This window comes from Mycolicibacterium grossiae (assembly GCF_008329645.1).
Lineage (GTDB): Bacteria > Actinomycetota > Actinomycetes > Mycobacteriales > Mycobacteriaceae > Mycobacterium > Mycobacterium grossiae.
In genome coordinates, this window is record NZ_CP043474.1 from 3,181,585 (window position 1) to 3,194,245 (window position 12,661).

The following is a 12,661-nucleotide window of genomic DNA, read 5'->3' on the forward strand; positions in this document are numbered from 1 at the left end:
CCGGTGTCGGCCACGCTCACCGACGCGCAGCGGTCGGCCGTCGAGAACTGGCTTCGGACAACGGGTCTCGGCTCGGACGTCACCGACGTCACCCCGCTCACCGGCGGCACGCAGAACATCGTGGTGCGCCTGCACGTCGACGGGACCCCGATGGTGCTGCGCCGACCGCCACTGCACCCCCGGCCCACCAGCGACAAGACCATGCTGCGTGAGATGGCCGCGTTGCGCACTCTGGCCGGCACCGACGTCCCGCACCCGGCCTTCATCGCCGGCTGCGAGGACCTCTCGGTGCTCGGCGTCGTGTTCTATCTCATGGCCGAGGTCGACGGCTTCAACCCGGGCACCGAGGTGGCGCCCGCCTACGTCGAGGACGCCGGCCTGCGCCACGACGTGTGCCTCTCGTATGCGGCGAGTCTCGCCCGGTTGGGCGCCGTGGCGTGGGAGGGCAGCCCGCTGGCCGAGCTGCGTCGGCCGGGTTCGTTTCTCGCACGCCAGGTTCCGCAGTTCCTCGGCCTGCTCGAGAGCTACCGGCACGACGGCTACGACCCCGGTGCGCTGCCGGCGGTGGGGGACCTCGCCGACTGGCTGCGCGAGCACCAGCCCCCGGACGGCGCGCCGGGGATCATGCACGGCGACGCCCACCTCAACAACGTGATGCTGGCGGCCGACCGCCCCGAACTCGCCGCGTTCGTCGACTGGGAGATGTGCACGATCGGCGATCCGCTGCTGGACGTCGGCTGGATGCTGGTGTGCTGGCCCGGCGAGCCCACCACCATCGACGCCGGCGCCCGGCTGGCCGAACTCGGTGGCCTGGCGACCCGCGCCGAGCTGCTCGAGGCCTACCGCGGCGCCGGTGGGCGCGGCACCGACCACCTCGACTGGTATGTGGCGCTGGCGTGCTTCAAGCTCGGCATCGTCATCGAGGGCACGTGGTCGCGCTTCCTGGCCGGGCAGGCCGACCGCGATGCCGGGGAGCGACTGCACCAGTCGGCGACCGACCTGATTCGGCTCGGGGTGCGGGTGACGCGCGGCGAGGACGTCTTCGTCTGACCGCTACCGGTAGGTCTGGAGGCCGAGGTCGATGGCGAGCGCCAGCGCGCCCAGCGCGATGAGGATGCGCAGCGCGGTGGCCGGTGCGTGCCGCACGACGATGGGGCCGAGCCGGGAACCGAGGAGGCAGCCGAGCGCCATCGGCACCATCGCCAGCCAGTGCACCGGCGCGAAGAAGGCGAACACCACGGCAGCCACGCCGTTGGACACGCCCAGGATGACGTTCTTGGCGGCGTTGGCCCGGGGGAGCGACGCAGCGCTGCCGAGCAGCAGCGCCAGCAGCAGGACCCCGGCCGCCGCACCGAAGAAGCCGCCGTACACGCAGATCGCGAGCACCGCGGCGCCGGTCCACGCGACGCGCGTCCGGCTGGAGGCCACCTCGACGCGGGTGCGGCGCGGCAGCGCGATGATCACCGCCGAGGCGGCCAGGAGCGCCGGCACGACGTTCTCGAAACCCGATGGCGGTATGGACAGCAGCAGCACGGCGCCGGCGACGCCGCCGACGGCAGCCAGCGGAACGAGCCGCAGCACCGTGGCCCGCTGGCCGGCCAGTTCGGGCAGCGACCCCCACACCGAGCCGACGCCGTTGAACACCAGCGCGACGGTGTTGGTGACGTTGGCGGTCACCGGGGGTAGGCCGACGGCGAGCAGCGCGGGATACGTCGACACCGACGCCAGTCCGGCGATGCTGCCGGTGAGCCCGCCGCCGATGCCCGCCAGGAACAGCAGGGCCAGCTCCCACCCTCCGAGCCCCATCATCGGCGGCCAACCCTAGTGGGCCCGGAATGTCGCTTGCACAGCCGGTCGCCGCGGGCCTAACATCGCGGACGTGCCGAGACGACTCGTAGTAGCAACCCGCAGCGGGGTCTGATCCAGACCGACCCCCCGCTGTGGGTGGTCGCTACTGACGTCGGTCGATTCCTCCTCGAAGAGAAGACCGGCACATGATCTCCACCGTCCTGACCGCCCTGCCGTCCGCGGCGCACCCGTCGGCGTCGCTGCCCCGGGGCCTGCGCGAGGAGGCCTCGGCGATGACCACCGACGCGTTCCACGCGACCTACGCGCCGAACGGCGGACCGCTGCGGCTGGGCTCCTGGGAATGCATCGACGCCGACCGGCCGGCCACCTGGCCCGGGCCGCGCACGTTCCAGGCGACCATCGCCGTGGGTGACCGCATCAGCACGGCGACCGCCACCGCCGGCGGGCCGATCGGTGCACTGACCGCGATGCTGCACGACCACGGGATCACCGTCGAGATGCTGACCTTCCACCAGCGCCACGTCGACGGCGGCACCGCCACCTACGTGCACGGCACCGACGGCGCCCGCGACCGGTGGGCGATGGGTCTGGCCGAGGACGGCACGCAGTCCGCCTTGCGCGCCGTGATCGCCTGCGCGAACCGGCTCTACGCCGACTGACCCGCGGCGTCGGATGGACGCAGCGCCAGCGTGGCGACGACGCTGATGGTCGCGGTGAGGACGAGGTAGCCGCATGCCAGCCAGGGCGTGCCGCCCGCGGCCGCGATCAACGCGGTGAGGATGAGTGGCGTCAGCCCCGAGGCGTACACGCCGGAGAGCTGGTACACCGTCGAGAGCCCGGTGTAGCGGATGCGCGTCGGGAACAGCGAGGCGTACAGCGTGCCCTGCGCGCCGTAGAACCAGGCGTGCACGACACCGAACACCAGCACCATGCCGAGGGCGTACCAGAGCAGGTCCGCGGTGGAGAACAGGGCGAAGACCGGGAACACCGAAACGGCGTACGCCGCGATCCCGGTGGCGTACACCCGCTGCGGGCCGAAGCGGTCGGCCAGCAGGCCCGACACCGGCAGCAGCACCGCCATCAGCAGCGCGGCGATCGTGACCACCACCAGCACCGGGACCTTGGCCAGGTGCAGCGTGCCAGTGGCGTACGAGATGGCGAACACGCCCCAGGTGTTGAACGCCGCGCCCTCGCCCCACCGTGACAACATGCCGAGCACCGTGGACCGCAGCGCCGGCGGGGTGAAGACCTCGCGCACCGGCACGGTCGACGTGTCACCGGACTGCCGGACCTTCTCGAATTCGGGTGTCTCGGTGGCCTTGAGCCGAACCACCACGCCGACGATCACCAACGCGATGCTGACCAGGAACGCGATGCGCCAGCCGTAGGTCTGGAAGGCCTCCTCGGTCATCGCGACCTGCAGCAGCGCGAAGACGCCGGTGCCGAGCGCCAGTCCGAGTGCGAGGCCGACCTGCGGGATGCTGCCGAACAGGCCGCGCCGCTGCGGCGGGCTGTGCTCGACGGCCAGCAGAACCGCGCCGGCCCACTCGCCGCCCAACGCGAAGCCCTGCACGATGCGCAGGAGCAGCAGCAGCAGCGGCGCCAGCACGCCGATCTGCTCGGCGGTCGGCAGCACGCCCATGAGCGCGGTGGCGCCGCCCATCAGCAGCATGGTCAGGGCCAGTGTCTTCTTGCGGCCGATCCGGTCGCCGACGTGACCGAAGACGAAGCCGCCGATGGGACGCACCACGAAGCCGACGGCGAACGTCGCGAACGACAGCAGCGTCCCGACCAGTGAACTCTGGTCGGGGAAGAAGGCGTGGTTGAAGACCAGGCTCGCCGCGGTGGCGTAGAGGAAGAAGTCGTACCACTCGATGGTCGTGCCGACCAGGCTGGCCAGCAGCGGGGTCCTCAGGTTCGTCGGCGCGGGGCCGGTGTCCGGCGGAGAGTCGGTGGTCGTCACGTCGGAGCAGTAAGCCGTAGGTGCGGCGCGCGCACAAGGGTTCTGCGCGTGATGAGCGCAACTGCGCGCTGCGCTGGCCCGAACCCACGGCAGCGGGTAAGGCTCTTGGGGGTGAGCATGGACATCGCCGTCGAGGTCGTCGAGACGACGGGCCTGGGGGACCGCAGCTACGTCGTGACCGGCGCGGGTGTCGCGGTGGTCGTGGATCCGCAGCGCGACATCGACCGCGTCCTGGACGTCGTCGGCGACGCCCGGGTGAGCCACGTGCTGGAGACCCACGTACACAACGACTACGTGACCGGCGGTCTGGCGTTGGCGCGTGCCACCGGAGCCGAGTACGTGGTGCCGGCCGGCGACGACCTCGGCTACCCGGCGCGCCGCGTGACCGACGGCGACGTGATCGACGCCGGACCGTTCACGTTGCGCAGCCTGCACACCCCGGGCCACACCCCGCACCACACCAGCTACGTGCTGGCCGACGGACACGGCGCGGTACTCGGGGTCTTCTCCGGCGGCTCGATGCTGTTCGACGCCACCGGCCGTACCGACCTCGTCGGTCCCGAGCACACCCGCGACCTGACCCACGCGCAGCACCGGTCGGTGCGACGGCTTGCCGACGAGGTGCCCGGTGACGCCCAGCTCTACCCGACGCACGGCTTCGGCAGCTTCTGCGCAGCGGGCACCGCGGGCCGCGAGGCCTCCACCGTCGGCGAGCAGCGCGACGCCAACCCCGCCCTGACCCAGGATGAACGGTCCTTCGTCGAGGACCTGCTGGCGAACCTGGCGGAATTCCCGGCCTACTACGCGCACATGGGCGTGCTCAACCGCGAGGGACCCGACGCACCCGACCTGTCGGTGCCGGCGCTGGTGGACCCGGCGGAGCTGCGGCGCCGCATCGACGCAGGCGACTGGGTGGTGGACCTGCGGCACCGGACCGCGTTCGCCGCCGGCCACCTGCGCGGCACCATCGGCTTCGAGCTGTCCGGGTCCTTCCTCACCTACCTCGGGTGGCTGTATGCGTGGGGTACCCCGCTGGTCCTGGTGGGCGACGACCGCGATCAGATCGCCGCTGCGCGACGGGAACTGGTGCGCATCGGCATCGACGAGGTGACCGGCGCCGCGCTGGCCGACCCGTCGCGGTGGACTGCCGACGGCGTCGCGTCGTCCTACCCGGTCGCCGACTTCACGGGGGTAGGGGAGGCGCTGGGGCGGCCGGAGGTCACCGTGGTCGACGTCCGGCGGGCCGACGAGTTCGACGATCGACACGTGCGCGGTGCGGTCAACGTGCCCGTGCACGAGCTGCTCGACCGGCTCGACGAGGTGGCCGACGGCGAACTCTGGGTGCACTGCGCCAGCGGCTACCGCGCGTCGGTCGCGGCGTCGCTGCTGCACCGGGCGGGCCGGCGGGTCGTGCTGGTCGACGACGGCTTCGACCGGGCCGTCGACCTGGGGTTGACCGCCCCGGACTGACCCGGCTCAGCCGACGCGGTCGGCCCTCGTCGTGCCGGCGCGACTCACCGCAGCGGGCGCAGCACGATCGGCATGCCGTCCATCGGGATGGGCATGCCGCCGTAGTCCCAGCTGGCCGTGTAGCCGGGGCGGGCGAGTTCCAGGCGGTACTTGCGCAGCAGGCGGTGCATGACCGTCTTGATCTCCAGCTGGCCGAACACCATGCCGATGCACTTGTGCGCACCGCCGCCGAACGGCGCGAACGCGTAGCGGTGCTGCTTGTGCTCGTTGCGCGGCTCGGTGAAGCGCGCGGGGTCGAACTTCTCCGGATCGGTCCACAGCTCGGGCAGGTGGTGATTCATCGACGGCCAGGTGACGACGGCCGTGTTGGCCGGCAGGTAGTGGCCGCACAGCTCGGTCTCGCGGACGGTGGAGCGGACGTTGAAGGGCAGCGGCGTCACCAGCCGCAGCGACTCGTTCATGACGAGGTCGAGGGCCTCGAGCTTCTCCAGTGCGTCGATGTCGAGCGGCCCGTCACCGAGGCGGTCGGACTCGTCACGCACCCGGTCCTGCCACTCCTGGTTGGCGGCCAGGTGATAGGCCATGGTGGTCAGCGTCGACGTCGAGGTGTCGTGCGCCGCCATCATCAGGAAGATCATGTGGTTGACGATGTCCTGGTCGGAGAACGTGTTGCCGTCCTCGTCGGCGGTGTGGCACAGCACCGTCAGCATGTCGGTGCCCTCGGAGTTGCGCTTCTCCTTGACGCGGGCGACGAAGTAGTCGTCGAGCACCTTGCGCGCCTGCAGCCCGCGCCACCACTTGAACGGCGGCACCGAGGTGCGGATGATCGCCCCACCGGCGCGCGTGGTCATCGTGAACGCGTCGTTGACCTTGGTGACCAGTTCCTTGTCACCGCCGTGCTCGTGGCCCATGAACACCACCGAGGCGATGTCCAGGGTCAGCTCCTTGACCGCGGGGTAGAAGAGGAAGCGGTTGTCGTTGGCCGCCCACTCGTTGACCACGACGTCGGAGGCCACCCGGTCGATGTGCTCGACGTAGCCGGTGAGCCGGCTGCGGATGAACGCCTCCTGCATGATCCGGCGGTGGAACATGTGCTCGTCGAAGTCGAGCATCATGAGCCCGCGGTTGAAGAAGGGGCCGATCACCGGGTGCCAGCCCTGCTGCGAGTAGTCCTTGTTGCGGTTGGAGAACACCGTCTGGGTGGCGTCGGGGCCGAGCGCCAGCACCGACGGCAGCGCGGCGGAGTGCATGTAGTGGACCGGGCCGTGCTTGCGGTAGACGTCGAGCACGAACTCGGGTCCGCCACGGAACGTCTCGATCATGTGGCCTAGCACCGGGAGCCCGGAGTCGCCCATGACCGGCTCGAGGTCGCTGCCCGCGGGCGGCTCGGCCAGCACGAACTGCTTCCAGTCGCGCTGCCGCAGCCGCTTCTCGACGGCACCCATGCCGGGGAAGTTGTTCAGCGACGGGGTCAGCCGTCGCTTCGCCTCACCGAGCAGGTAATCGGTGGTGCTGATGGTCGCCATGTCTCTCCTGGGCTGGATGCGTGTGGTCGATCTCACTCTTCGGACCATCCTGGCCGCGCCACTTGACGCATGTCAAGTTTGAACCTGGTGTGGCGGGGTGCCAAGGTTGATGCCCATGAGCCTCGAGTCGGTGTCCGAACCGGCGCCGACGAACGCCCGTCGGAGCCGCGGCGACCGGCAGCGCGAGGCGATCATCACCGCGGTCCGCGAGCTGCTCGAGGTGCGATCGTTCGCCGACCTGTCGGTCAGCATGATCAGCGAACGCGCCGGCGTGGCGCGGTCGGGCTTCTACTTCTACTTCGACTCGAAGTACGCAGTGCTCGCCGTGATCGTCGCCGACGCCATGGAGGAGCTGGAGAAGCTCACCCACGACTACGCGCCGCGGGAGGACGGGGAGACGCCCGCGCAGTTCGCCAAGCGCATGGTGGGCAGCGCCGCGGCGGTGTTCGCCACCAACGACCCGGTGATGCAAGCGTTCACGCTGGCGCAGAACACCGACGCGCAGATCCGCGAGATCATGAACGACTTCGAGGACACGGTGATCGACAAGATCGTCGGCCTGGTCCGCCAGGACACCGGCGCCCGGCCCATCACCGACGACCTGCCCGCGCTGGTGCGCATGCTGACCGCGACCACCGCGATGACGCTGTCGCACGACACCGGCTTCGTCGGCCGCGGCACCGATCCGGATCGCGCGATCGACGTCGTCGAGCGGCTGTGGCTCAACGCCCTGTGGGGCGGCGATGCCACCGAGAGCGCGGAGTGACCGACCGGTGATCAAGGACTTCGCCGGCACGCGATGCCTGCTGACCGGCGCGGCCAGCGGCATCGGGCGCGCCACCGCGCTGAAGCTCGCCGCCGAGGGCGCCGAACTCTTCCTCACCGACCGCAACGCCGAGGGGTTGGCCGACACGGTCGCCGACGCACGCGCACTCGGGGCGACGGTCACCGCGCACCGCGCGCTGGACGTGTCCGACCACGACGCCGTCGCGGCATTCGCGGCGGAGGTCCACGACGCCATCGGCGGCGCGACACCGGCAGTGGACGTCGTGATGAACATCGCCGGCGTCTCGGCGTGGGGCACGGTCAGCACGCTGTCCCACCGGCAGTGGGAGTCGATGGTGGCGATCAACCTCATGGGCCCCATCCACGTCATCGAGTGCTTCGTCCCGCCGATGGTGGCTGCCCGCCGCGGCGGTCACCTGGTCAACGTGTCCTCGGCGGCCGGGCTGGTCGCACTGCCCTGGCACGCCGCCTACAGCGCCAGCAAGTACGGCCTGCGCGGCGTCAGTGAGGTGCTGCGCTTCGACCTCGCCCGGCACCGCATCGGGGTGTCACTGGTGGTGCCCGGCGCGGTCAAGACGCCGCTGGTGCAGACCGTCGAGATCGCCGGGGTGGACCGCGAGGACCCCCGGGTGGCCAAGTGGGTCGACCGCTTCGGCGGGCACGCGGTATCCCCGGAACACGTCGCCGACCGCATCCTTGCCGGCGTGCGGCGCAACCGCTACCTCGTCTACACCTCGCCCGACATCCGCGCGCTGTATGCCTTCAAGCGCTACGCCTGGTGGCCCTACAGCGTGGCGATGCGCGTGGTGAACGTCGTCTTCACGCGCGCGCTGCGGCCCGCGGGCCGGCGTTAACGCTTTCCCCACTCCCACGGCGGCGCGGTCAGCATCGTCTGACCGGCGATCCGGGTCTCGCCCCACTCCTTGTACAGCGCGACCTCGGAGGTGCCCGGGCCCGCCATTTGCTCGCGCATGGCCGCCGAGTGCGTCACCACCACGACCTGGGTGGCCGACGCCGCCGCGGTGATCATCGACGCGAGCGGGGCGAGCAGGTCCGGGTGCAGCGACGTCTCCGGCTCGTTGAGCACCATCAGCGACGGCGGGGACGGGCTGAGCAGCGCGGCGCCCCACAGCAGGAAACGCAGTGTGCCGTCCGACAATTCGGCCGTCCGCAACGGTCGCAGCATGCCCTGCTGATGCAGCAGAAGGTCGAACAGTCCGTCGGTGACGCCGACCGACAGCGTGGCCCCGTCGAACGCGTCGGCGACGGCGCGGGCGAGGTCGTCGAACCCGGCCTCGACGATCGTCTGCACGGCCGCGGCGAGGTCGGCGCCGTCGTCGGCGAGCACCGGCGTGCGCGTCCCGACCCGCGGCTGCCGGGCCGGCGCATCCGCGTCGACGCGGAACCCGTCGTAGAATCGCCAGTCGCGCAATCGGTTCCGTACCGCGGCGAGCTCCGGTAGCGCGCCGTACTCGGCGAGCACGCTGCGGTGCAGGGGGAGCGAGCGGGTCAGCTCGTCGAAGCCCCGGCCCGACTCCGAGGCCACCTCGGCGTAGTCCTGCCCGCGGGACACCAGCGTGGTGGTCCGCCGCAGCCGGTCGCCGGCGAACACCGCCTCCCGCTTGATCTCCGGGTCCCGCGCGAACAACGAGCCCGGTCCGGCGTAGGCCGGCAACCCGAGGTCGATGAGGTAGCCGAAGTCGTCGGAGGCGAATCCGAGTTCGAGCGACACCGGCCGGGTGCGGGTCGTGCCCTGCGTCGAGCCGGTCCGGCGGGCGCCGCCGACGCCCTCGGGACCGGCCCACAGCACCGACTGCAGACCGCCCTCGCGGGCGAGCGAGCCGATGACCTCGTTGCGGGCGCAATCGGCGAGCAGCCGCAGCGCGCGATACACCGACGATTTGCCCGTGCCGTTGGCGCCCGTGACGAGGGTCAGGCCGCTCAGCGGCAGGACGACCTCGCGCAGGGAGCGGTAGCCCCGGACGGCGATGGTCTGCAGCACGGTCGGAAACGCTAGCGGCCCGCACTGACGGATCCGGCGGGCGCGTCGAGCGGCGCCAACTCCAGGCGCACGCCGAGCAGCCGCACGGGTCGCTCGAGGTCGAACTGGTGCAGCACGGCCAACGCGGTCGACGTGACGACGTCGGCGTCGGTGCCCGGCGCGGGCAGCTTGCGGATCTTGGTGCGAGTGAAGAAGGTCGACGTGCGCACGGTCACCGCGACGCGGGTGACGGTGCGGCCCTGGTCGACGACCTCGGTGAGCGTCCGGGCCGCGAGGTCGCGCACCGCGTCGTCCATCGCGGCGCGATCGGTGAGATCGGTCGGGAAGGTGACGACGTGGCTGCGCGAGCGTGGCACCCACGGCGCGGCGCTGACGGTCTCGTCGCCGCCGCCCTTGGCCAGCAGCAGGATGCCCAACCCGGTCGACGGGCCGAACGCCGCGGTCAACGCGGTCGCATCGGCCGCGGCGAGGTCGGCGACGGTGGTGATGCCCATCCCGGCGAGGCGCTTGGCGGTCTTCGGCCCGACGCCCCAGAGCGCGTCGACGCCGCGGTCGCCCATGACCGCCATCCAGTTCGCGTCGGTCAGGACGAACACCCCGGCCCCGCCGCTCGCGGGCTTGGCGAAGCCGGTCGCCACCTTGGCGCGCTGCTTGTTGTCGCTCACGCCGACCGAGCACGCAAGGCCGGTCGCGTCGGCGACGGTCGAGCGGATGCGCTCGGCGAAGACGACGGGGTCGTCATCGGGGAATCCCACGTACGCCTCGTCCCAGCCCCACACTTCCACGGGGTGGCCGAGGTCGCGCAGCAGGCCCATCACCTCCTCGGACGCGGCGTCGTAGGCCTGCGAGTCGGACGGTAGGAAGGTGGCGTCGGGGCACTTGCGCGCGGCAGCGCGCAGCGGCATTCCGGCGTGCACGCCGACGGCGCGGGCCTGATAAGACGCGCAGGTGACGACCTTGCGGGGTTCGGTCGGGTCGCCGTTGCCGCCGACGATGACCGGCAGCCCCACCAGCTCGGGGTGCCTGCGGAGTTCGACCGACGCCAGGAACTGGTCGAGGTCGACGTGCAGCACCCAGCCGCTCACGTGCCGCAGATCTTCGCGACGACGTCCTCCCACGCGGCGGCCTGGCGGTCGAGGTCGCGGCCCAGGTCGTCGACCTGGTGGGTGACGTAGTCGGCGTCGAGCAGGGCGAGCAGCGCGTCGGTCTGGGCGTCGAGGTCGCCGGTGGTGCGTGCCGCTTCGAGCAGCATCCGCACGTGGGTGCGGTGCAGCATGGCCGGGGCATTGAACCGGGTCTGCGGGTCGCGTCCGGCGTCGGACAGCAGCGCGCGGTGCTCCCACACGAAGCGCAGCCGCTCGCGGCCGTAGGCGAGCAGCCGCTCGACCGGTGCTGCGCCCGGGCCCAGTGGGGGAGGGCCGAACATGAAGGCGTTCTGCTGCACCGTCTCGTCCTCGTCGAGCAGCACCAGCATCAGACCGGCCCTGCTGCCGAAGCGCCGGAACAGGGTGCCCTTGCCGACTCCGGCCTCGGAGGCGACGTCGTCCATCGTGACGGCGTCGGCGCCGCGGTCGGCGATGAGCCGGCGCGCAGCGGCGAGCAGCAGGGCGCGGTTGCGGGCGGCGTCACCGCGTTCCGACGGCGCGGCATGGGAGACCCGGAGGCCGGATGGCACCCCTGAGTCGTCCACGGCGGCCATGCCCGTACTTTAGCTCAGCCGGAATAATTCGGACCATGGTCCGTTTATGCTATGCAAGCATCGGGGACGAATCGACGAAGGGAAATGAGATGTCGGACGTGTTGGTACTGGTTCTGCTGGGCAGCCTCCGCAAGGAGTCGATCAACCGCCAGCTGGCCGAACTCGCCACCGAGGTGGCTCCCGAAGGGGTTCGGGTCGAGCTGTTCGACCGGATCGGCGAGCTGCCCTTCTACAACGAGGACGTCGACGGCGACGACGTTGCCGAGCCGGTGCGGGCGCTGCGCGACGTGGCGGCCAAGGCGAACGCCACGCTCGTAGTGACGCCCGAGTACAACGGCAGCATCCCGGGGGTGCTCAAGAACGCCATCGACTGGCTCTCGCGCCCGTGGGGCAACAGCGCGCTGAAGGACAAGCCCGCCGCGGTCGTCGGAGCGGCGCTGGGGCAGTACGGCGGCGTGTGGGCGCACGACGAGACTCGCAAGTCCTTCGGTATCGCCGGACCCCGCGTCATCGAGGACCTCAAGCTGTCGATCCCGACGAAGACGCTCGACGGCAAGCACCCGCGGGAGAACGCCGAGGTCACTGCGAGCCTGCGCGACGTCTTCGCCAAGCTCGTCGCCGAGGTGGGCTGAGCCCTCTCGCGGCCCTCTCGCGATCAGCGTCGTCGCCAGCCGCCGGTGTGCCCTGTTCGGGGCGTGCCGGCGGCTTTGCTGTTGGAGCCCGGGCGCGCGAGCGGTGTCGGTGGGGGTTGGTAGAACCGCTCCAGGCGGGCGACACGGGCGGGATGTGACGTGCGACACGCCGGTGAAATCGGCCCGTCGCGGCTTACGACCTGGGAATTCCACGAATGTCGTTCAGAACATCTTGTATCCGTATCGATTGTCGGCCACTAGGTGTAGTGTCTTGCACACCGACAGACCCCAAGAGGAGCCACTGCCTCACCGGCCCGTCGGAGCACGCGAAACCGGCCTCGTCGGGTCCTCGACCCAGCCGGTCCCGCCGCTCCGAAAGCGCCCGAACGGCGGAATTTCCGGGGCGGTCGGCTCGCTGAACCTCAGTGGGAAGCAGTAGCCAGCAGTCCTCGATAAGTCCGTCCCCGTCCCGCCCCGAAGAGGAGTCGAGCCCATGACCGTCACCGTGTACACCAAGCCGGCCTGCGTCCAGTGCAACGCCACCTACAAGGCGCTCGACAAGCAGGGCATCGACTACGACGTCGTCGACATCAGCCTCGACGCCGAGGCGCGCGACTTCGTGATGGCCATGGGCTACCTGCAGGCGCCGGTCGTGGTAGCAGGCGGCGAGCACTGGTCGGGCTTCCGTCCGGACCGGATCAAGGCGCTCGGCGGCGCGGTCGCGGCGACGGCCTGATCCACGAGCGGCCTGAATCACGAGCCGCCTGATTCACC

13 protein-coding genes are annotated in these 12,661 nt (G+C 71.0%); 7 read left to right on the top strand and 6 right to left on the bottom strand.

The window, feature by feature from the left end:
- Window positions 1-3 precede the first annotated feature (3 nt).
- Window positions 4-1,050 carry a phosphotransferase family protein gene (locus FZ046_RS15275; RefSeq protein WP_070353415.1) on the top strand — a complete coding sequence of 349 codons (1,047 nt, stop codon included), beginning with the start codon at window positions 4-6 and terminating at the stop codon, window positions 1,048-1,050.
- A 3-nt stretch (window positions 1,051-1,053) separates the two neighbouring features.
- Here FZ046_RS15275 and FZ046_RS15280 read toward each other — a convergent pair whose 3' ends face one another.
- Window positions 1,054-1,809, bottom strand: coding sequence for a sulfite exporter TauE/SafE family protein (locus tag FZ046_RS15280; protein ID WP_083298242.1), 756 nt, complete (start codon window positions 1,807-1,809; stop codon window positions 1,054-1,056).
- 185 nt (window positions 1,810-1,994) lie between these two features.
- Between FZ046_RS15280 and FZ046_RS15285 the strand changes: the two genes are divergently transcribed.
- Complete coding sequence (locus FZ046_RS15285; RefSeq protein ID WP_070353414.1) at window positions 1,995-2,468, top strand: 2-isopropylmalate synthase; 474 nt, start codon at window positions 1,995-1,997, stop codon at window positions 2,466-2,468.
- On the opposite strand, the gene FZ046_RS15290 is transcribed toward FZ046_RS15285, so the two are convergent.
- Complete coding sequence (locus FZ046_RS15290; protein WP_070353413.1) at window positions 2,456-3,772, bottom strand: MFS transporter; 1,317 nt, start codon at window positions 3,770-3,772, stop codon at window positions 2,456-2,458. The two genes, FZ046_RS15285 and FZ046_RS15290, sit on opposite strands and share 13 nt — an antisense overlap.
- Window positions 3,773-3,895: 123 nt before the next feature.
- On the opposite strand from FZ046_RS15290, the gene FZ046_RS15295 reads away from it, so the two are divergent.
- Window positions 3,896-5,242: a rhodanese-like domain-containing protein gene (locus FZ046_RS15295; protein ID WP_070353456.1), complete on the top strand. Its 1,347-nt coding sequence runs from the start codon at window positions 3,896-3,898 to the stop codon at window positions 5,240-5,242.
- A gap of 44 nt (window positions 5,243-5,286) precedes the next feature.
- Here FZ046_RS15295 and FZ046_RS15300 read toward each other — a convergent pair whose 3' ends face one another.
- The gene (locus FZ046_RS15300) at window positions 5,287-6,768 is read right to left on the bottom strand and encodes a cytochrome P450 (protein ID WP_070353412.1); all 1,482 of its coding nucleotides are present in this window, start codon (window positions 6,766-6,768) and stop codon (window positions 5,287-5,289) included.
- A 115-nt stretch (window positions 6,769-6,883) separates the two neighbouring features.
- Between FZ046_RS15300 and FZ046_RS15305 the strand changes: the two genes are divergently transcribed.
- Both FZ046_RS15305 and FZ046_RS15310 read left to right on the top strand, forming a co-directional pair.
- Window positions 6,884-7,534 carry a TetR/AcrR family transcriptional regulator gene (locus FZ046_RS15305; protein WP_070353411.1) on the top strand — a complete coding sequence of 217 codons (651 nt, stop codon included), beginning with the start codon at window positions 6,884-6,886 and terminating at the stop codon, window positions 7,532-7,534.
- Between the two features lie 7 nt (window positions 7,535-7,541).
- The gene (locus FZ046_RS15310) at window positions 7,542-8,408 is read left to right on the top strand and encodes an SDR family oxidoreductase (protein WP_407664392.1); all 867 of its coding nucleotides are present in this window, start codon (window positions 7,542-7,544) and stop codon (window positions 8,406-8,408) included.
- On the opposite strand, the gene FZ046_RS15315 is transcribed toward FZ046_RS15310, so the two are convergent.
- The 3 genes from FZ046_RS15315 to FZ046_RS15325 are packed head-to-tail and all read right to left on the bottom strand — an operon-like array spanning window position 8,405 to window position 11,255.
- Window positions 8,405-9,556, bottom strand: a complete 1,152-nt coding sequence (locus FZ046_RS15315) for an AAA family ATPase (protein ID WP_070353409.1) — start codon at window positions 9,554-9,556, stop codon at window positions 8,405-8,407. The genes FZ046_RS15310 and FZ046_RS15315 overlap by 4 nt on opposite strands.
- Before the next feature lie 11 nt (window positions 9,557-9,567).
- Window positions 9,568-10,641 (bottom strand): DNA polymerase IV, encoded by a 1,074-nt coding sequence (locus FZ046_RS15320; RefSeq protein WP_070353408.1) that lies wholly within the window; start codon window positions 10,639-10,641, stop codon window positions 9,568-9,570.
- On the bottom strand, window positions 10,638-11,255 hold the full coding sequence (locus FZ046_RS15325) for a TetR/AcrR family transcriptional regulator (RefSeq protein WP_070353407.1): 618 nt from the start codon (window positions 11,253-11,255) through the stop codon (window positions 10,638-10,640). Before FZ046_RS15325 ends, FZ046_RS15320 begins: the two co-directional genes overlap by 4 nt.
- 89 nt (window positions 11,256-11,344) lie before the next feature.
- On the opposite strand from FZ046_RS15325, the gene FZ046_RS15330 reads away from it, so the two are divergent.
- Entirely contained in the window at window positions 11,345-11,887 is a 543-nt protein-coding gene (locus FZ046_RS15330) for an NADPH-dependent FMN reductase (RefSeq protein WP_070353406.1), read from the top strand.
- Between the two features lie 493 nt (window positions 11,888-12,380).
- Window positions 12,381-12,623, top strand: coding sequence for a glutaredoxin-like protein NrdH (nrdH, locus tag FZ046_RS15335; protein WP_070353405.1), 243 nt, complete (start codon window positions 12,381-12,383; stop codon window positions 12,621-12,623).
- Window positions 12,624-12,661: the final 38 nt, after the last annotated feature.